The organism is Bradyrhizobium sp., from assembly GCF_028868675.1.
In the GTDB taxonomy this organism is placed as follows: domain Bacteria; phylum Pseudomonadota; class Alphaproteobacteria; order Rhizobiales; family Xanthobacteraceae; genus Bradyrhizobium.
In genome coordinates, this window is sequence record NZ_JAGWUA010000096.1 from 1 (window position 1) to 17,654 (window position 17,654).

22 protein-coding genes are annotated in these 17,654 nt (G+C 65.6%); 8 read left to right on the plus strand and 14 right to left on the minus strand.

All coding sequences use genetic code 11. The features are described from left to right. Positions 1–358, plus strand: a 358-nt coding sequence (locus tag KGM94_RS14140; protein ID WP_300259848.1) for an Hpt domain-containing protein, incomplete at its 5' end; no start/stop codon positions are given. Beyond that, positions 355–1,626: an EAL domain-containing response regulator gene (locus KGM94_RS14145; RefSeq protein WP_300259850.1), complete on the plus strand. Its 1,272-nt coding sequence runs from the start codon at positions 355–357 to the stop codon at positions 1,624–1,626. The genes KGM94_RS14140 and KGM94_RS14145, both read left to right, overlap by 4 nt. 267 nt (positions 1,627–1,893) lie before the next feature. Here KGM94_RS14145 and KGM94_RS14150 read toward each other — a convergent pair whose 3' ends face one another. Then, complete coding sequence (locus tag KGM94_RS14150) at positions 1,894–2,679, minus strand: enoyl-CoA hydratase/isomerase family protein (RefSeq protein ID WP_300259852.1); 786 nt, start codon at positions 2,677–2,679, stop codon at positions 1,894–1,896. 12 nt (positions 2,680–2,691) lie between these two features. Beyond that, positions 2,692–3,801, minus strand: coding sequence for a cyclic nucleotide-gated ion channel (locus KGM94_RS14155; RefSeq protein WP_300259854.1), 1,110 nt, complete (start codon positions 3,799–3,801; stop codon positions 2,692–2,694). Between the two features lie 253 nt (positions 3,802–4,054). Here KGM94_RS14155 and KGM94_RS14160 point away from each other — a divergent pair, with 253 nt between their 5' ends. Continuing rightward, on the plus strand, positions 4,055–4,732 hold the full coding sequence (locus KGM94_RS14160; RefSeq protein ID WP_300259856.1) for a cyclic nucleotide-binding domain-containing protein: 678 nt from the start codon (positions 4,055–4,057) through the stop codon (positions 4,730–4,732). 14 nt (positions 4,733–4,746) lie between these two features. Further along, a complete protein-coding gene (locus KGM94_RS14165) occupies positions 4,747–5,619 on the plus strand; it encodes a DUF6537 domain-containing protein (RefSeq protein ID WP_300259858.1) in 873 nt (290 codons plus the stop codon). A 15-nt stretch (positions 5,620–5,634) separates the two neighbouring features. On the opposite strand, the gene KGM94_RS14170 is transcribed toward KGM94_RS14165, so the two are convergent. Beyond that, on the minus strand, positions 5,635–7,077 hold the full coding sequence (locus tag KGM94_RS14170; protein ID WP_300259861.1) for a TAXI family TRAP transporter solute-binding subunit: 1,443 nt from the start codon (positions 7,075–7,077) through the stop codon (positions 5,635–5,637). A 406-nt stretch (positions 7,078–7,483) separates the two neighbouring features. On the opposite strand from KGM94_RS14170, the gene KGM94_RS14175 reads away from it, so the two are divergent. Then, positions 7,484–7,831 carry a DUF3307 domain-containing protein gene (locus KGM94_RS14175; RefSeq protein ID WP_300259893.1) on the plus strand — a complete coding sequence of 116 codons (348 nt, stop codon included), beginning with the start codon at positions 7,484–7,486 and terminating at the stop codon, positions 7,829–7,831. A gap of 123 nt (positions 7,832–7,954) precedes the next feature. Beyond that, a complete protein-coding gene (locus tag KGM94_RS14180; protein ID WP_300259863.1) occupies positions 7,955–8,353 on the plus strand; it encodes a hypothetical protein in 399 nt (132 codons plus the stop codon). Positions 8,354–8,371: 18 nt separating this feature from the next. Here KGM94_RS14180 and KGM94_RS14185 read toward each other — a convergent pair whose 3' ends face one another. Further along, complete coding sequence (locus tag KGM94_RS14185; protein ID WP_300259865.1) at positions 8,372–8,698, minus strand: YkgJ family cysteine cluster protein; 327 nt, start codon at positions 8,696–8,698, stop codon at positions 8,372–8,374. A gap of 5 nt (positions 8,699–8,703) precedes the next feature. Beyond that, positions 8,704–9,402, minus strand: coding sequence for a YafY family protein (locus KGM94_RS14190; RefSeq protein ID WP_300259867.1), 699 nt, complete (start codon positions 9,400–9,402; stop codon positions 8,704–8,706). A gap of 125 nt (positions 9,403–9,527) precedes the next feature. On the opposite strand from KGM94_RS14190, the gene KGM94_RS14195 reads away from it, so the two are divergent. Both KGM94_RS14195 and KGM94_RS14200 read left to right on the plus strand, forming a co-directional pair. Next, positions 9,528–9,791, plus strand: coding sequence for a hypothetical protein (locus tag KGM94_RS14195; protein ID WP_300259869.1), 264 nt, complete (start codon positions 9,528–9,530; stop codon positions 9,789–9,791). A gap of 35 nt (positions 9,792–9,826) precedes the next feature. Next, entirely contained in the window at positions 9,827–10,555 is a 729-nt protein-coding gene (locus tag KGM94_RS14200) for a glutathione S-transferase family protein (protein ID WP_300259871.1), read from the plus strand. Positions 10,556–10,631: 76 nt separating this feature from the next. Here the strand turns inward: KGM94_RS14200 and KGM94_RS14205 are convergent, their stop codons facing one another. The 9 genes from KGM94_RS14205 to KGM94_RS14245 all read right to left on the minus strand — a co-directional run. Then, positions 10,632–11,783, minus strand: a complete 1,152-nt coding sequence (locus KGM94_RS14205) for an ABC transporter substrate-binding protein (RefSeq protein WP_300259873.1) — start codon at positions 11,781–11,783, stop codon at positions 10,632–10,634. A gap of 78 nt (positions 11,784–11,861) precedes the next feature. Next, complete coding sequence (locus KGM94_RS14210; protein WP_300259876.1) at positions 11,862–12,281, minus strand: thioesterase family protein; 420 nt, start codon at positions 12,279–12,281, stop codon at positions 11,862–11,864. A 12-nt stretch (positions 12,282–12,293) separates the two neighbouring features. Then, positions 12,294–13,055 carry an SDR family NAD(P)-dependent oxidoreductase gene (locus KGM94_RS14215; RefSeq protein ID WP_300259878.1) on the minus strand — a complete coding sequence of 254 codons (762 nt, stop codon included), beginning with the start codon at positions 13,053–13,055 and terminating at the stop codon, positions 12,294–12,296. Between the two features lie 211 nt (positions 13,056–13,266). After that, complete coding sequence (locus KGM94_RS14220) at positions 13,267–15,150, minus strand: feruloyl-CoA synthase (protein ID WP_300259880.1); 1,884 nt, start codon at positions 15,148–15,150, stop codon at positions 13,267–13,269. Further along, a complete protein-coding gene (locus KGM94_RS14225; RefSeq protein WP_300259882.1) occupies positions 15,147–15,950 on the minus strand; it encodes a crotonase/enoyl-CoA hydratase family protein in 804 nt (267 codons plus the stop codon). The genes KGM94_RS14220 and KGM94_RS14225 overlap by 4 nt, the downstream gene beginning before the upstream one ends. A 238-nt stretch (positions 15,951–16,188) precedes the next feature. Then, entirely contained in the window at positions 16,189–16,587 is a 399-nt protein-coding gene (locus KGM94_RS14230) for a type II toxin-antitoxin system HicB family antitoxin (protein ID WP_300259884.1), read from the minus strand. A gap of 21 nt (positions 16,588–16,608) precedes the next feature. Then, positions 16,609–16,908: an addiction module antidote protein gene (locus KGM94_RS14235; RefSeq protein ID WP_300259886.1), complete on the minus strand. Its 300-nt coding sequence runs from the start codon at positions 16,906–16,908 to the stop codon at positions 16,609–16,611. Between the two features lie 3 nt (positions 16,909–16,911). Then, positions 16,912–17,208 carry a type II toxin-antitoxin system RelE/ParE family toxin gene (locus tag KGM94_RS14240; protein WP_300259888.1) on the minus strand — a complete coding sequence of 99 codons (297 nt, stop codon included), beginning with the start codon at positions 17,206–17,208 and terminating at the stop codon, positions 16,912–16,914. Positions 17,209–17,295: 87 nt separating this feature from the next. Further along, positions 17,296–17,654: DUF3237 domain-containing protein (locus tag KGM94_RS14245; RefSeq protein ID WP_300259891.1), on the minus strand; the 359-nt coding region annotated here is incomplete at its 5' end.

A 17,654-nucleotide genomic window follows, 5' to 3' on the forward strand; every position in this document is an offset into this window, starting at 1 on the left:
GAATCTCGCCTTCGACAGGAACGTGCTTCGCCTGCTGGTCGCGGAGCTCGGCGCCGAGGACGTTGCCGAGGTCCTGAAGGCGTTTCTCGAGGACACGCAGCGGAAGATCGACGTGCTCGGCTCGGACAAGCCCGATCCGGCCCTGGTCCGGCAGGAGGCGCATTCGATCAAGAGCTCGGCCGGGACGTTCGGATTCGCCGCGCTGTCGGGACTCGCGCTGACGCTGGAACAGAATGCGCTGAACATGGGTCCCGACGAACTGAAATGCGCGACGGCGACGTTGCGCCGGGTCTTCGAGGAGACCGCGGATTTCGCCAGGTCGGTGCTGCTGGCCTCGAACATGGAGATTGCACGATGAGGAGAATTGCCAACGAGGCGGCCGAATCGATCGGGCGGCTGCTGGTCGTCGATGACGATCTCGTGCAGCGCACCGTGATCGGCAAGATCGGCGCGAAGCTCGGCTACGACTGCGTGCTCGCGCCGTCCTTCGAGATCGCCGAGGCGATCCTGCGCACCGAGTCGTTCGACATGATGACCCTCGATTTGTCGCTCGGCGAGCGGGACGGCGTCGAGCTGCTGCGACTCGTCGCCGACCGCCGGCTTCACGGGATGTCGATCGCGATCATCAGCGGCTGCGACGGCCGCATCATGAACTCGACCAGGCGGGTTGCCCAGGGATTGGGCCTGTTCGTGGCCGGCTCGCTCACCAAGCCGCTGGACCTGGACCAGTTGCGGGAGGTGCTGCGGCTGCGGCATCAGTCGCCGAGCATCGCCGGTGCCGGTCTCACGCAATTCGACGTCGCGCCCGAGCGCATCTCGGCCGGGATCGCGCAGGGCGAATTCCTGGTCGAATTCCAGCCCAAGGTCGATCTCGAGAGCGGAAAGGTCGTGGGCGCCGAGGCCCTGGCACGCTGGGACACGCCGGAGTTCGGGGTAATTTCCCCGATGACCTTCATCCCGATTGCCGAGCACCACGGCCTGATACCGCAACTGACCGAGTGCATCCTGACCTCGGCGATGTCCGAGGGGCGCAAGCTGGTCGAGGCCTATCCGGGCTTCACGATCGCGGTCAACGTCTCGGGGGCGCTGTTGTCCGACCTCGCACTGCCCGAGCGGATCGAGGACATCCTGCGCCGGGAAGGCGTGTCACCGCATTCGCTGATCGCGGAGATCACCGAGACGACCGCGATGGCTGATGTCGATCGCGCCATGGACATCCTGGTGCGGCTGCGCATCAAGAACATCGGCGCCGCCATCGACGATTTCGGGACCGGATATTCGTCCCTGTCGGCGCTGGCGAAGCTCCCCTTCAGCGAGCTGAAGATCGATCAGTCCTTCGTCAAGGGTTGCGCCGCCGACGAGGACATGATGAAGATCATTGATGCCTCCGTCGGGCTGGCACGTGCGTTCAACATGAAGGTGGTCGCCGAGGGTGTCGAAAGCGCGGAGACGCTGGCGAGAATCCGCCGCGCCGGCTGCGACATCGGCCAAGGTTACCTTTTTGCGCCCTCGCTGCGACTTGCGCGTGCCGAAAGCTGGGTCGCGCAGCGCAACGCATTCATCGACGAGGGCGCGAGCTTGACCGGGCGGAAGGCGCACGCCCCCAGGCTCGGCTCGGTGGCCTGATGATCGGCGATGTCGGGAGGGCGTTGCTCCAACCCGTAGCCCGCATGGAGCGAAGCGGAATGCGGGGCCACCCGTTCCCGTATTCCGCTTCGCTTGATACGGGCTACGCATCTGAGCTGGTTGTCGAAGGCGGAGAGCTGCCTTGCCCTGGCGCCATCCAGGTGATTTGCCCGACGTGTCAAGTGGTTTTGCAGGATGCGCCACCACTGTGCATGGGGTTGTTCCGCAGATTTTGTTTTTGACCCGGAAGTTCCGGCCGGACCCGCGTTAAAACCGTGGCGGGCGCTTTTCCAAAAAGGCCTTGATGCCTTCCTTGATCTCGTCGCCGCGCATGCTGTCGCGGTGGCGGGCGTCGGCGGCGGCCTCGTCGAGTGCGCCGCGGGCGAACTCGTTGATGGCGCGCTTCATGCCGCGCATAGCCATCGGCGCATTGCCGGCGAGCAGGCCTGCGAGCCTGTCGACTTCCTCGTCCAGAAACTCCATCGGCACCATGTCGGTGAGGTAGCCGATGCGCAGCATCTCCGGCGCGCCGATCTTGCGTGCGGTCAGAAACAGCATCTTGGCATTGTCGACGCCAAGTCGCGTGACGTAGCGCTTGATGCCGCTCCTGTAGTAATGCAGCCCGAGGCGCGCCGCGGGCATGAACATCTCGACGGTGTCGGCGCCGATGCGGAAATCGCAGGCGAGCGCGAGGTCGGTCGAGCCGCCATAGACGCCGCCGTTGAGCCGGCAGATCGTCGGCACGCCGAGATCCTCCAGCCTGTTGACCACGACTTCGAAGGCCGAGCCCGCGCTCCGTTGCTCCCTGACGCTGACGGCGCGCTCGGCGACCGAATTGAGGTCATAGCCGGCGGAGAAGGCGCGGCCGGTCCCGGTCAGCACCAGCACGCGGATGGCCGGATCGGCCTCGATCCGGTCGAACAGGGCCATGAGCTCGTCGAGGTCCTCGGCCTGCAGCCGGTTGAGATGCCTCGGCCGGTTGAGGCGAATGGTGGCGCGGGCGCCTTCGATCTCGAGCACGGGACTGCCTCCGGTCTCGGCCGCTTCAGTCATGGTCGTCTCCACTTACTTGTTCTCGAGCGCGCGCCGCTTGGCTTCCGCATCGATCGTCACGGCGAGATCGGGATGGCGCGCCATCAGCACGCGGAAGTCGACGAGGTCGAGCACCAGAAGGCGCGACACCTTGGTGGTCGTGACGCTGGCGCCGCGCACATTGTTGCCGAGCAGCGCCATCTCGCCGAAGAAGGCGCCCTCGCCGAGCTGCACCTTCTTTCCGGGCAGGTCGACCTCGACCTCGCCGGAGGCGATGAAATACATGCAGTCGCCCTGCTGGCCCTTCCGGATGATCATGGTGCGCGGCGGCAGGTCCATGGTGCGCAGCATGTGGGTGACGTCGGCGATCGCCGCCGGTCCGAGCGCCGCAAAGAACGGCACCTTGCTGACGGATTCCCAGGTCTTGAGGAAGTTGTCGCGGCGGGTCTCCGCGGCAAAGCCGGTCGCCAGAATGCCGGTCCAGAGCCCGAACACGCCGAGGCCCGAGATCATCACCAGCGCCGCCACCATCCGCCCGAGCGGGGTCACCGGCACCACGTCGCCGTAGCCGGTCGTCGTCAGCGTCGCCACCGCCCACCACAGGGCGGCGGGGATGCTGCCGAAGGTCTGCGGTTGCACGTCGCGCTCCAGGAAATAGACCGCGACCGAGCTCAGGAACAGGATCATCAGGAAGATCAGCAGCACGCTCAACAGCGGCCCGGACTCCAGCACCAGCACCCGCCGTAGCTGCCGCAGGCCGGGAATGCCGGGAACCAGCTTGACCAGCCAGAGCACCCCCAGGAGCCACGCCGTCCTGGGCTCGGTACCGAGCACGAGGGCCAACGGGATCGCCAGCGCGCAGACGATGTCGACGAGGCCGCGGAAGGAGCCCGTATAGGCCCATCCCCGGCCGGACGTGGCGGCCAGGCGCAGGCGGACCAGCCATTCGAGCACGAAATAGGCGAGGCAGACCCACAGAACGGCATCGACCCAATGGTGGGCGGCCTCATAGGCCGGGTTGATCGTCAGCAGCACCATGGTCAGGACGCCGAGCCCGACCGCCGCATAGGCCGCTCTGGTCATGTTGCGGCCGGCCGTGGCGGCCACGAACTGCCCCAGAGCGGGTATCAACGGCTTGGACATGCGGGAAGGCGGCCCGGGTTTGCGGATAGCTGGTCGTCCCGGCGGGGACTTGGCCGCCAAAGTGCCCGGGCGGGCGGAGCCCGTCAACGAGGGGCGTCCGCCGCATGGCCCTGGGCGGCCAAGGCCGGTCGGAAACCGGGCCGGGCAGGGGCCGGATCGCAGACACGACGACCCATTTGCCCGTATATGGAGGCTGCCGCGCGCCGGCGTGCCCGGCAAGCCCGTTGCCCGTCATTCGAGGTTGGTTGGCCCGATGGATACGTCTCATATTGCAGAGCACGCAGGAACCGCCGGCGCGCTTTTCGCCTCCGTGTTCGTGGTGGCCACCACGACCATGCGAACCATGATCCCACTGCGCGTGTTCGGCATTCTCACCAACCTCGTCCTGATCGTGACCGCGATCCCCGCGCACAATTATCTGGTGATCGGGGTGCAGACCGTCGTGCTCGGCATGAACGGCTACCGGCTGCACCAGATGCTGCAGCTCGTCCGCGACGTCCGCAAATCGGTCAACAGCGACCTGTCGATGGACTGGCTGAAGCCGTTCATGACCGAGCGCAAATGCAAGGCCGGGGAGGCGCTGTTCTACAAGGACGAGAAGGCCGAGGACATGCTCTACATCGTCAGCGGCCGTTTCCGCCTGGTCGAATCCGGCATCGAGCTGCCGGTCGGCGCCATCGTCGGCGAGCTCGGCATGCTGTCGCCGTCGAACACGCGCACGCAGACGCTGGAATGCGTCGAGCCGGGCGTGATCCTGAGCGTCGGCTACAACAAGGTCGAGGAGCTCTACGTGCAGAATCCGGCGTTCGGCTTCTACTTCCTGCGGCTGGCCAGCGCGCGGCTGTTCCAGAATCTCAACGCGCTGGAGCAGCGCCTCGCGCAGCAGGCCGCGGCCGCCGCGCCGAAGCCGGCGTCGCCGGCAGCCGGGTGACGGAGACCTCCCGCGTGTCGGACGACGGCATCCTGTCTTCGCTTCGCTATCTTTTCGCCGATGTGATCGGCGAGGAGGACGATGCGCCGCCGTCCCTGCCCGAGGGCTTGCCCGAAATTGCGGCCTCCGTCGTCGGCGACGGCGTCCATCTGCTCATCGAATACCAGGGCACGAGCTACGCCCAGCTCTATGTCGACCGGGTCAAGCGCTTCATCGATCGGCCCGGCGTCGACGGCACCATGCTGTGCGACATCGCCCGCCTGATGGCGAAGCGGATGGCCTACGAGGATCCGATCCGGATCGCGCAATTGAAGCTCGCCGAGCTCGATGCCGGCAGGCCGCCCTCGGTCGAGGTGCGGATGTTCCGCTTCGACGAGCTGATCGGCGCGCTGCCGGCGATTGCCGGCGAGCCGGTGCTCGATGCGCTCGACACCGTCGGCTGGCGGCACAAGCGGGTCTCGATCCGGTTTTCGAATGCGAGCCGCGTCGGCATCGGCCGCCTGAAGCTGGAGGCGGCGCTGAAACGGTGGCGGCTGTACTCGATCCGTTACGCCGAGGAGCGCGCCTGGGTCGAACGCTGGCTGCACATGATCTCGCGCGCGCTCGTCAAGCAGCCGAGGGCGACGCCGGCGGTCATCGACAGCGCCGACATGATCGCCGGCCACGGCGATCCCTATCGCCACGGGCTTGCCGACTGGCACGCCATCATCGACGGGCTCGCCAAGCCGACCTTCGACGGTGCGCTGCCGCTCGCCGATCTCGCCGGCGCGATGGCGGAGGCGCGCGCCGCGGCCGAGCCTGATCGCCGGCAGGTGGCGCTGAAAAGGGCCATTGCGGAGATCCGGGCGCGGACGCTCGCCGCCGCCGCGAACGCCGCGGCCGGGTGAGGCGGATCGCGAAACTCAGGCGCTATGTGCGGTCTTCACCACCACGACGTTGCTGTCGTCGTGCGGCGCCGCGGCGTCGTCGCGCGGGGCCTTGGCCGTGTCGGCAGCGTGCCGCTTCAGATAGTCGCGACGCATGCCGATATCGTCGCGGACGAATTCATAGCCGAGCTTGAAAGTATCCAGCCCGTCCATGCTGATCGTGCCGTCTCGCAAGCCGATGACCGCGCCGCGCAGGATGCTTTCGAGCTCATCCTGCAGGCTCTCCAGCTCGTCCAGCGAATGGGCATGCTCGATGCGCTCGCCGATGTCGAGGATGGCGGTGGAGAGCTCGCTCGCCTTCTCCGGCGCGATGCGTGTGATCTTGGTGTAGATCGCTGCGAAAATGGAGCCGATGACGCTGAGCGCGCCGGCGCCGAGGTACATCACGTCGCTGTACTTGTCCATGAACGACTTGGTGTCGTCGTTGATGTAGTCGGCGGCTCCCGGATGCGCCATCACGAAGGCGTCCTTGTCGGTCGACGCGGGCTCGATCCGGGTGGCGAAGCCATTGTCGAGCCCAAGTCCGGACTTGTTCTCGTAGATGGTCCGCGCGAGCTCGCCGGCGGTGCTGGCGGCCATGCGCGACTGCGTCACCAGCAGCCATTCGAGCCCGATCGTGTCGAGGTCGTCGTCGGGAATTTCGGGAGCCGACGACAGCGTGCCGGCCGACAGCGTCTCCTCGGAAATGCCGGGGAATTTGCGCGACAGGACCTTGACCTCGTCGATGGCGTTGAGCGTGAAGCCGCCACGCCTGGCGACCTGCTCGTAGGCCTTGTCCCGCACCGCCTTCGAGGCGTGCACGATCGCGACCACCGCGCCATAGCCGCCGGGAGCGAGCAGCTTGTCCAGCGTGGCGCCCTGCGGCGCCATCTGTACCCGTGCGGCGGCCTCCGACCCGTCGGGGAGGTCGAGGATGCTGCGGACGAAGGCCAGCGCGGAATCGCTTTGGGCGGCGACGGCGATCTTCTTCTTCTTCAGTTCGCCGAGCGACTTGATCTTCTTGTTGCCCGGACCGAGCAGCAGCACGAGGTCATGCTCGAGGATCGCCATCGTCCGCGCCCGCGTCGGCACCTTGCCGTCGGTGCGCAGGATCGCGAGGTCGGCCTGCCTGCGCTCGAACTGGGCGATCGCCTTGGCATTGTCCGGGTTGTTCACGACCTTGATCTTGAGGCGGGAGGCGTTGGTCTTCAGCACGTCGGCGAGCTTGGCCGCAAAGCGCGCTTCCTCGCTGTTGGCGTCGCCGACGGCAAAGGTCAGCGTCTCGGTGTTGCGCAACATGATCCGGCTGGCCCAGACGGTGGCGAACGACAGCACCAGGGTCAGGACGACGTAGACCAGGACCTGCTGCTGGTTGGTCTTGCGCGCCTTGGGACGTCGCGGGGGCGGTTCGCTCGTCGGCATTGGGCCTTCCGCACTCATGGCAGCACTCCGCCCTTATCGCGTTGTCGGGCGGGCGGCGAATTGGGACGGCCGCAAACGCCCATAAAAATTTGTAAGCGTCTGAAAAATGAACGATTATTCTCTGGACGGAGATGATAGCCAGCTGGCCGCAGAAAGCAAATTTCGAGCCGCTGGTAACCTTACCCGACCGGCTCGGGCGGCCCGCCCGCTATCGCCGTTCGGCCACACCTGCCGAATTTCCGGTTCCCCCCGATGCATTCCGGCGCTGGAGATGTCATAAAAGACTGATCCCGGCGATTTGGCCGGGATCCAACAAGAAGCTGCGCTGAACGCTCCATCTGTTTTCCCCACCTCAACGAGGGCGTCAGGCTTGTCGTTTCCACCCATGTCATCGGCGGTTCTGGTCGAAACGCTCATTGGCTGGATGCTGCTGCTCACCTTGAAGCACATCATCGCCGATTTCGTGCTGCAGAACGCCTGGATGGCGCACGGCAAGGACCAGAAGACCGGCTGGGCGCTGCCGCTTCTCGTCCACTGCCTGATTCACTTTGCGGTTGCGCTGCCGCTGATCCTGATCGTGGCTCCGAAATTCTGGTTCGTCGCCCTGATCGATTTCGCGATCCACATCACGGTCGACCGCACCAAGGGCATGGTCTCGGCCAATCTCGGTGTCAACCAGGAGCACCCCTGGTTCTGGACCGTGATCGGCATCGACCAGGCGCTGCACCATCTCACCGGCTTCGGCCTGTCGATCTTCATGGCGGCCAACTGACGTCGGCGGCGGGCCGCTCCGATTCGCACGCTACGCGCAAGCCGACCGGGGAACTACCGGCCGGCGTGGTTAACCCTTCATTAGAGAATTGTACGCCATCCTCGGCCGACGAGGAGAACCGCAATGTTTTCAAGCCGCGACGCCTACGAAAGCGATTTCTGCCCGGTCCGCGACGAACTCCTTGGCGAGATGTACCGCGCCAGCGAAAGCGGCCTGCCGAGGCTCGTCGAGAGCGTTTCCCCCGAAGCGCGCGCGAGGCTGGCGCTGTTCTGCTATCGGCGCAGCCATCTGCACTCGCTGGCGGTCGCGATCGCGGCGAGCTGCAGCGAGCGCGAACTGATCGAGGTCGGCGGCCGCGTCGGCTCGACGCTCCATGCGCTGTCGCGCGAAGGCACGACGAAGGCTGCGCCGTCCCTGTCCGGCGGTCGCAAGCCGATCACGCTGTCGACGAAACCGCTCTCCGTCCTCGCGCCGCTGGAGGACGAGCTCGACGATGACGTGGCCGAGGCCGTTCCGGCCTAGACGCGCGCCCCGCCGCGCTCAAATCGCCGGCAAGCCGAACTTCCGTCGCGCGATCGCGCATTCGGCGTCGCCCGGCATGCAGGTGCGGCACACTTCCGGCCGCATGGCATAGATGCCGCAGGACGTTGCCTCCCCGACCGTCCCATGCAGCGCCGAGCAGCGGTCGCCCTCGCAGCGCATGCCGGATTGCCGCTCGTTGACGAATTGCGCCGGGATCAGCTCCAGCGCCTCGTCGCTCTCCATCGTGAAGCGCGGCCAGTTCGCCGAATAGGCGCAGCAGGCCCCGCAGCTCTGGCACAGGCGCGACAGGTCGATGGCGGACGTTTGATGCGTATCCTCAGCCATCTCGATCAGGTGTCCTTGGGCGGGCCCCAGACCAGGCTCTGCCGCCATTTGGCGCGCAGCACGTCGCGCCGCTCCGGATATCTTTCGTCGAGATACGACGCATCGACCACGCGGTCGGTGCGGAAACTGCGGAAATCGTTGCGCAGCTCGCACCAGGCCGCGAGCAGGCGCACGGCCTCGAGATAGCCGATCGCGATCGGCCAGATCGTTCGCTCGCTGTCGCGGCCCTGCTCGTCGCGGTAGCGCAGCGCGATCTTCCGGCCCTCGTGGATCTGGGTGCGGGTGCGCACCATGTCCATGCGGTCGGGCTCCCTGTTCCAGCTCGGCCGCGCGCGGCTCGCCGGCTCCAGCACGAAGGGGCGCAGCCGCTCGGGCACGGTGTCGGCGATCTTGGCCATCAGGTCCTCGGCGGCGCGCGCCAGCGCGGTGTCGGCGTGTCCCGCGACCCATTGCGCGCCCAGTACCGCGGCTTCGATCTCGTCCGGCGTCAGCATCAGGGGCGGCAGGTCGAATCCCTTCTCCAGGACATAGCCCATGCCGGCCTCGCCGCGGATCGGCACGCGCTGGCCGATCAGGGTTGCGATGTCGCGATAGACGGTGCGCTTGGAGGTCTCGAGCTCGGCCGCGATCGCGTCCGCGGTCAGCGGTTTGCGGCTGCGCCTCAGCACCTGGATGATCTGAAACAACCGATCGGCGCGTCTCATGGAAGCTCTCTCGATTCGTCTCTGCCGGCGTGGCGGCTCAAAGGGCGGCGCGCGGATGCTGACAGGATGTTGGCAGCAGGGGAGTTCTATACCGGGACAACGCTTCGACTGAAGAGGATTTGTCCATGATCATTCCCACTCATCTCGGCCCGGCGAGCCCGCTGTGGCGGGCGCCGGCGCTGCTGCAGACCTGGGCGCTGGGGCGCCTCAGCTCGGTCGATCTCACGGTCGCCGATCTCCGCCTCGCGCTCATCGCCCTCGTCATGCGCTCGCTGCTTCAGGCCGCGAACGCGATCGTCCGGGCCTTCATGGGGCGCGCCTGGCAGGGGGCCCGTTTCGCGCAGGATATCACGGCTGCTGCCACCATGCTGGCAGCAGCCTGGCGATAGGTTCCGAAGAGATTTCGGGGATCAGGAGTGCTCGGATGATCACGCTTTATGGCTTTGGCGCCGGATTTGGCCTGCCGGAAATCAGCCCCTTCGTCACCAAGACGGAGGTGCAGTTGAAGATGGCTGAGCTGCCCTATCGCAAGGAGCGGGCGATGCCGCCGGCGTCCCCCAAGGGGCAGCTGCCGTTCATCGACGACGACGGCGAGGCGGTGGCCGATTCGACCTTCATCCGCGCGCACATCGAGCGCAGATACGGCTTCGATTTCGACGCGGGCCTTTCGCTCACGGAACGCGCGCAGGCCTGGGCGCTCGAGCGCATGATCGAGCATCACGTCTATTGGGCGTTGGTCGGCGCGCGGTGGGTCGATCCCGTCAATTTCGCCAAGGGGCCTGCGCATTTCTTCGACGGGGCGCCGGAGCACCGCCGCGAGAAGCTGCGCGAGGACGCGCAATTCCGAGTCGCCGAGAACTATCTGCTCTCCGGCCTCGGCCGGCACGCGCCCGATGACGATGTCGATCTCGCCGTCCGCTCGCTGTTCGCCCTGTCGGTGCAACTCGACGGCAAGCCCTATCTGATGGGCGACGCGCCTTGCGGCGTCGACGCGACCGCCTTCGGCGCGCTGGCCGGAATCCTGACGCCGTTCTTCGAATCCAGGCTGCGCGAGCGCGCCGAGACGTTTCCGAACCTCGTCGCCTATGTCGACCGGATGATGGGCACGTACTATCCGGACTTCGCCTGGACGCGGCTCGCGCAGGCGGCATGACGGCGCGGTCCCGGTAGCCGCAAAGAAAAGAGCCGGCCCGACGGGCCGGCTCTGATCGTTCTGGACGACGCGCGCGTTACTTCGCGAGCGTGTATTTGCCGTCCTTCACCGTGAGCAGGATGCGGGCACGCTCGTCGACGCCGTAACGGTCCTTGTCGGTGAAGTTGTAGACGCCCTGGCTCGCGGCGATGTCCTTCTCGCTCATCAGCGCCTGGCGGATGGCCTCGCGGAATTCCGGCGTGCCGGGCTTGGCCTTCTTCAATGCGACCGGGACCACCCGCTCGAGCACCAGGAAGGCGTCGTAGGAGTGACCGGCGAACTGACTCCGGCTGTTGGGGCCATACTTGGCTTCATAGGCCTTGTTGAGCGCGAGGCCCGGCTTCTTGGTGAGCGCGCTATCCGGCTGGTCTTCCGGATCCATGACGGGACCGGAGGCCATCAGCACGCCCTCCGCCGCCTTGCCGGCGATGCGGATGAAGTCCATGCTGGCCGCGCCGTGGGTCTGGTAGATCAGGCCCTTGTAGCCGCGCTCGCGCAACTCGCTCTGCGGCAGCGCAGCCGCCGTGCCGGAGGCGCCGACCAGGATCGCGTCCGGATTGGCGGCAACGAGCTTCAGCACCTGGCCGGTGACCGAGGTGTCGGGGCGGGCAAAGCGCTCCTCGTCGACCATGGTCATGCCCATCGGTACGGCCTGGGTCTTGAAGTCGTTGAACCAGAGATCGCCGTAGCTGTCGGAGTAGCCGATATAGCCCACGGTCTTCACGCCATGGGCCTTCATGTGGTCGTACATGACCTTGCCAACGATCGGAATCGGCTGCGGCATCGATACCGACCACTTGGCGCGTTCCGGCGTGATCGGGAACGGCGCAAGGCCGAGATGCGGAATGCCGGCTTCGTTGGCCACGTTGGACACCGCAATGCTCGGCGGGGTCGTCGACGAGCCCATGATGACGTCGGCCTTGGATTCGGTGACGAAGCGTCGCGCGTTGGTGGTGGCGGCGGTCGGATCGCCGCCGTCGTCGAGCACGATCACCTTCAGCGGCACGCCGCCGATCTCCTTGGCGACGAACTCCAGCGAATTGCGTTCGGGGATGCCGAGCGCCGCGGCCGGTCCCGTGGTCGTCACGGTGATGCCGATGGTGATCTCATTGGTCTGGGCCGACGCCGGCAGCGCAGTCCAGGCAAGCGAAGCCGCCGTGACGGCTGCGGTCAGGTAAAATCGTTTCATTTCGTTCCTCCCTCAGATGCTTGTTTGAAAGCAGACTTTGAAACCGAATTCAGCCCCGTCTTTTGGTGGTGCGTCGATTTAGCTCCCCGTCAGTTTCGCGATGATCTCGGGCGGGAAAGGCGCGGATTTCAGCCTGTCCGGGTTGGCCGGGTCGCGGCCGACCAGGACGCGGGTTTCGAACGCCTCGATCGCCAGCGCCTCGCCCTTGAATACGTCGTGCTTCACCTCGAAGCTCGAGCGCTTGATGCTTTCGATCCTGCTCTCGATCGCGATCCAGTCGCCATGGGTCGACGGGATATAGAACTTCGCCCGCGTGTCCACCATGGGGATGCCGACCAGGCCGTAATCGTGGACGATGTCCTGTTTGGAGAAGCCGGCCGCCTCGAACAGGATCGAGGTGGAATCGTCGAACATGGCAAAATAGCGCGGGTAATAGACGATGTTGGCGGGGTCGCAATCGCCCCACTGGATCTGCACCTCGCGCCGGTGAACGAACATTCCCGTCCCTGCCTACTTCGGCGCCATGCGCAGCGAGCCGTCGAGGCGCACCACTTCGCCGTTGAGATAGGAGTTTTCCACCATGTGCAGCGCGAGCGAGGCGAACTCGTCCGCATTGCCGAGCCGGTGCGGGAAGGGGATCGAGGCGGCCAGCGAATCCTGGGCCTCCTGCGGCAGGTTGGCGAGCAGCGGGGTGAGGAACAAGCCCGGCGCAATCGTCAGCACGCGGATGCCGAACTGCGCGAGTTCGCGCGCGATCGGCAGCGTCATGCCGACGATGCCGCCCTTGGAAGCTGAATAGGCCGACTGACCGATCTGGCCGTCGAAGGCGGCGACGGAGGCGGTATTGATGATGACGCCGCGCTCGCCGCTCGCCTGCGGCTCGAGCCTGGACATGCCGGTGGCGGCCAGCCGCAGCATGTTGAAGGTGCCGATCAAATTGACCTTGATCACCTTGTCGAAGTCGGCGAGCGCCATCGGCCCGTCGCGCCCGACGACGCGTTTTGCCACGCCGATGCCGGCGCAGTTGACCAGCACGCGCGCCGGGCCGTGGGCCTTGGCGGCCTGGGCGACCGCGGCTTCGGCGGACGCCGCGTCCGAGACGTCGCACACGACCGCGACGCCCTTGATCTCGGCGGCGACGCTTTCAGCGAGTTTTGCGTTGAGGTCGCAGACGGCGACCCTGGCGCCCTGTGCCGCAAGCCTGCGCGCGGTCGCCGCGCCCAGTCCCGATGCGCCGCCGGTGACGATGGCTGCCTGATCCTTCAATTGCATGACGTTCTCCTTAGATGTGCTCCCTCTCCCCGTTCTTACGGGGAGAGGGTTGGGGTGAGGGGCTGCCCCCGCGAACACGATAACTGTTCGACTCGCGGAGCGTCCCCCTCACCCGAATTTTCGCCTTGCGCAAATTCGACCTCTCCCCGCAAGCGGGGCGAGGTGAAGGGAGCTGCGAGCCTCGACCTGTCCAAACGAAATTCATCCTGTTCTAGCCGACCGTTATCACACGGTCTGGCGGGGTGTCTGCGTAGAGTTCCTCGATCAGCGCGGCGCGATGCTCCAGCACCGCGCGCTGGTTGATGGAGCCCTTGTCGGTGACCTCGCCGCGATCGATCGAGAGCGGCTCATCCACCAGGATCGCGCGCGTGATCCGCGTCGAGGAGCCGGTGGCGGTCGACAGAAACCGGGAGAAACGTTCGCGGAAGGCGTCGCGGATCAGGCGGTCGCGGGCGGTGACCACGAGATCGTCGGCCGCCAGCGTCGGGTTGATCAGCCGGCAGCCGTCGAGATCGAGCACCACCAGCGCGGAGATCTCGTCGCGGTTGATGCCGGCGATGACGACGTCGCGCACCAGCGGCGCGCAGGCCGCCACGAAGCGCGCGCGCAAGGGACCGACGCTGACCCAGGTGCCGCTGGCGAGCTTGAAATCCTCGCCGATGCGGCCATCGAAATCGAAGCCGGCATTGAAGTCGTCGGGATCGGCGGGCTTGAGCGCGTCGCCGAGCTTGTAAAAACCTTCCTCGTCGAAGGACTTTTCAGTCATCTCCGGCTGGCGCCAATAGCCGGGCATGACGTTCGGCCCCCTGGCGCGGACCTCGAGCTTGCCGTTGTTGGGCACCAGTTTTGCGTCGTTGCCGGAGACGGGCAGGCCGACATGGCCGGAGCGGCTGGTGCGCGGATTGACCGACATGAAGAACGGCGCGGTCTCGGTGGCGCCGAGACCCGTCAGCATCGGCACCCGATAGCCCTTCTCCTTCACCGCGAGCTCGTCGAGGCTGTTCCAGACGAAGGGCGACAGCGCCGCGCCCGAGAAGAACATCGCGTGCAGCCGATCGAAGAATTTTGCGCGCAGGCCCTGGTCGTCGCGCAAATAGGGCAGCAGCGACTCGTAGCCCTTGGGCACGTTGAAATAGACCGTCGGCGAAATCTCCTGCAGATTGCGTACGGTCTCCTCGATGCCGCCGGGCATCGGCTTGCCGGCGTCGAGATACATCGAGCCGCCATTGTAGAGCGTCAGCCCGATATTGTGGTTGCCGCCGAAGGTGTGGTTCCAGGGCAGCCAGTCGACGATGACCGGCGGCTCGTCCTTCAGGAAGGCGAGCGTCTCGCGCAGCATCACCTGGTTGGCGCAGATCATGCGCTGGGTGTTGATGACGGCCTTGGGATTGCCGGTCGAGCCGGAGGTGAGCAAGAATTTTGCGATCGTATCCGGCCCGATCCGCCCATGCACCGCGTCGAGTTCGGGATGGACCGGCGTCGCCATGAGATCGGCGAGCAGGGTCACGTCGCGGCCCGGCACGCTGCCGTAGGACGCGGCGATCTCGGTCCCGAGCGAGACGTTGGCGGCGAGCGCGTCGGCGAATCTTTCGGCGTCCTCGGCAAAGACCAGCCCCGGCGTCAGCAGCTTCATCAGATAGGCGAGCTTGCCGAAATCCTTCGAGACCAGCGAATAGGCCGGCGACACCGGGCAGAACGGGATGCCGGCCGAGAGCGCGCCGAAGGCAAGCAGCGCATGGTCGATCGAATTGCCGGAGAGGATGACGACCGGCTTTTCCGCCGACAGGCCGCGATTGATCAGGCTCGAGGCAATGTGCCGGGCGGCGACCAGAAGCTCGGCATAGCTGATCCTGCGCCAGCCGCGGCCGCCTTCGCGCTCGGCCATGAAGGTGCGATCCGGCGTCGTCTTTGCCCAGTGGTGCAGGCGGTCGGTGAGGCGCACGGGATAGTCTCCGAGCGGCTGTCTGGGACGCAGATAGATCGTGCCGTCGGCGCGCCGCTCGATGTCGACCGCGGGATCGCCGAACGAGATCGGGCGCAGCGGGTAAGCGCTCGCGGCGCGCTCGGACGCGGACATGGTCGCGCTCGCGCTCATGATTTCGGCTTCACCTTGGCGGTCTTGTGTTCGAGGAATTCGCGGATCCGGCGCTTGGCCTCCTTGTCGCTCTGCGCCACCGTCGCCATCAGCGATTCCATCAGGAGCCCGGTCTGCGGATTGGCCTCCGCGATCATCGGCAGCGCCTGCAGCACGGCAAAGTTGGTCAGTGGCGCGTTCGAGGCGATGCGCCGGGCCAGTTCCAGCGCCTTGGCAAGGCCGCCGCCGGCTTCGGTGAGATATTGCGAGAAGCCGTAGGAGGCGCCCTCAGTCGCGGAATAGACGCGGCCGGTGAGCATCATGTCCATCATGCGCGCCACGCCGATCAGGCGCGGCAGCCGCACCGAGCCGCCGCCGCCGACGAAGATGCCGCGCTGGCCTTCCGGCAGCGCGAAATAGGCCGAGGGCTCGGCGACGCGGATATGGGCGGCGCAGGCGAGTTCCAGCCCGCCGCCGATCACGGCGCCCTTCAGCGCGGCGATCACGGGCACGCGGGCATACTGGATGCGGTCGAACACCCGGTGCCACATCTGCGAATGCAGGAGCCCGCCGGTGGCGTCATGGTCCTGCAGTTCCGACAGGTCGAGACCGGAGGAGAAGTGATCGCCGATGCCATGGATCACGACCGCGCCGATGTCCTCGGGCAGCGTCGCAAAGCAGTTGCCGATCTCGTGGATGATGCCGTCGTTGAGCGCATTGCGCTTGGCGGGGCGGTTCAGGCCCACGGTCAAGACCTTGCCGTCCCTCTCGATCCTGAGCAGCGCGGAACTCCCCGCGGCGGCGGTCTCGGCGTTTCCCATGGGCAATTTAAGTCCTTGTCAGAATAGTTATATTTTATAACGAATTTCGGGGGAGTCAATTCCATATGAGGGGAAGGCTGCTCCAAAACCCGGCGTCGTCCCGGAAAAGCGAACGCAATGAGCGCGATCCGGCCAGCGCGCCCGATGCGTCAGGGGATCCGAATCTGGTGCACGCATCGAGGCCGCAGACGGGATCGTCACCGTGGCGTCGGAATGGCCCGCGGAGGCGGGCTTCCTGTCAAGCCGCTTCAGTGATGAGCTTCTTCGCCGCCTGCGTCAGCAACCCCGATCGGGTGTACCCGTGCGCTTCGGCGTACTTGTCGATTTGCTCCAGGACATCGCCGGGCAAGGTGACGTTGACGCGAACCACTTTCGGTTGGTCGTCTTTCACGGAAACCAGAATGGCGACACCCGAGCGATTGGCGGGATCCGACATGATTTCTTCGAGAGATGAAGGCTCGGGGATCGCTTCGCCGTCTTCTGCCAAGCCCTCAAGATGAAGGTCGAGAGCTTCCTCGGCCATCACGCGTGCGTCGTCCAGCGTGGTGCCGGCGGTCGCGACGCCGGGCAGATCAGGAAAGGACACGCCGAAATCGCTGTCGGCATCCTTGTAGACCAGACCAACAAAGTGACGCATGCCGCTTACCTCAGCGAGAGACTACGCCGCTTTTGTTCCGTGTTGAGCTTGCGCGACAAGATTGATGCCCATGGCATGGAGCACTCTTATGATGGTGCCGAATTCCGGTTTGGCGTCGCCGCCCAAGGCCCGATACAGGTTCTCGCGCGAGAGACCAGCCTTGTCCGCAATTGCGCTCATGCCGTGAGAACGGGCTACCGCGCCGATAGCCATCGTTATGGCGGATGGATCGTCGGATTCGAATGCCTCGGTGAGGTAGGCCGCAATCATTTCTGGGCTGTCGAGGTATTCCGCGGCGTCGAACGATTTGATTTTGACCATGGTTCAGTTCTCCAACTCGCTCGCCAGCTTCTTCGCCAACGTTATATCGCCTTGCTGGGAGCTCTTGTCTCCACCGCAAAGAAGAATGACGATCTCCTGGCCGCGCAGGACGTAATAGATCCGATATCCGGCACCTTCATGGATTCTCATTTCGCTGATGCCGTTCCCGACTGGGGCGACGTCTCCGGGATTGCCGAGTGCCAGACGGTCGATCCTCGCAAGGATCTTCGACTTTGCCCTCCTATCGCGGAGGCCTTTGAGCCAGTCAGAGAATTCATCCGTTCTCTTGATTATCGGCATAATGTAGCGTATATGCTACAGTGGTCATGATGTCAATGCAGGGTCGGCTTTCACCTCGACGCGCATGAAGCGCACGTCCGAGTGCAGTCACATCACCTGGTGCACGTCGATCACCACGCGGTCGGCGTGGCGCGCGGCGGAAGCCACGAAGACGTGCTGCATCAGCCAGCGATACTTGTCGTGCCCGGTCTCGAATTTCGGCACGGTACGGAAATAGATCAGTTTCGGATCGACCGGCTCGCCGCGCTTGAGCTTTTGCAGCAGCTCGACCGGGCCGAAGCGCATGCCCTTGTTCTCGACATAGACGACGGCGCCGTCATCGGTCTCGAAGGCGTATTTGGCCTCGAGATCGATCAGCTCGTTCGGGCGGACGATCTGGAAGTCGGCGCCAAACGGGAGCACCTTGCCGTTGACGGAGCCTTTCACTTCGCCGCCGACGATCGGAA

Bases quoted from the DNA above. Each gene is read 5' to 3' on its own strand.
- KGM94_RS14160 (WP_300259856.1), top strand. From the start codon at position 4,055: ATGGATACGTCTCATATTGCAGAGCACGCAGGAACCGCCGGCGCGCTT.
- KGM94_RS14235 (WP_300259886.1), bottom strand. From the start codon at position 16,908: ATGGTCAAAATCAAATCGTTCGACGCCGCGGAATACCTCGACAGCCCA.
- KGM94_RS14155 (WP_300259854.1), bottom strand. From the start codon at position 3,801: ATGTCCAAGCCGTTGATACCCGCTCTGGGGCAGTTCGTGGCCGCCACG.
- KGM94_RS14195 (WP_300259869.1), top strand. From the start codon at position 9,528: ATGATCATTCCCACTCATCTCGGCCCGGCGAGCCCGCTGTGGCGGGCG.
- KGM94_RS14185 (WP_300259865.1), bottom strand. From the start codon at position 8,698: ATGGCTGAGGATACGCATCAAACGTCCGCCATCGACCTGTCGCGCCTG.
- KGM94_RS14175 (WP_300259893.1), top strand. From the start codon at position 7,484: ATGCTGCTGCTCACCTTGAAGCACATCATCGCCGATTTCGTGCTGCAG.
- KGM94_RS14150 (WP_300259852.1), bottom strand. From the start codon at position 2,679: ATGACTGAAGCGGCCGAGACCGGAGGCAGTCCCGTGCTCGAGATCGAA.
- KGM94_RS14190 (WP_300259867.1), bottom strand. From the start codon at position 9,402: ATGAGACGCGCCGATCGGTTGTTTCAGATCATCCAGGTGCTGAGGCGC.
- KGM94_RS14240 (WP_300259888.1), bottom strand. From the start codon at position 17,208: ATGCCGATAATCAAGAGAACGGATGAATTCTCTGACTGGCTCAAAGGC.
- KGM94_RS14225 (WP_300259882.1), bottom strand. From the start codon at position 15,950: ATGGGAAACGCCGAGACCGCCGCCGCGGGGAGTTCCGCGCTGCTCAGG.
- KGM94_RS14210 (WP_300259876.1), bottom strand. From the start codon at position 12,281: ATGTTCGTTCACCGGCGCGAGGTGCAGATCCAGTGGGGCGATTGCGAC.
- KGM94_RS14170 (WP_300259861.1), bottom strand. From the start codon at position 7,077: ATGAGTGCGGAAGGCCCAATGCCGACGAGCGAACCGCCCCCGCGACGT.
- KGM94_RS14205 (WP_300259873.1), bottom strand. From the start codon at position 11,783: ATGAAACGATTTTACCTGACCGCAGCCGTCACGGCGGCTTCGCTTGCC.
- KGM94_RS14145 (WP_300259850.1), top strand. From the start codon at position 355: ATGAGGAGAATTGCCAACGAGGCGGCCGAATCGATCGGGCGGCTGCTG.
- KGM94_RS14180 (WP_300259863.1), top strand. From the start codon at position 7,955: ATGTTTTCAAGCCGCGACGCCTACGAAAGCGATTTCTGCCCGGTCCGC.
- KGM94_RS14215 (WP_300259878.1), bottom strand. From the start codon at position 13,055: ATGCAATTGAAGGATCAGGCAGCCATCGTCACCGGCGGCGCATCGGGA.
- KGM94_RS14200 (WP_300259871.1), top strand. From the start codon at position 9,827: ATGATCACGCTTTATGGCTTTGGCGCCGGATTTGGCCTGCCGGAAATC.
- KGM94_RS14230 (WP_300259884.1), bottom strand. From the start codon at position 16,587: ATGCGTCACTTTGTTGGTCTGGTCTACAAGGATGCCGACAGCGATTTC.
- KGM94_RS14220 (WP_300259880.1), bottom strand. From the start codon at position 15,150: ATGAGCGCGAGCGCGACCATGTCCGCGTCCGAGCGCGCCGCGAGCGCT.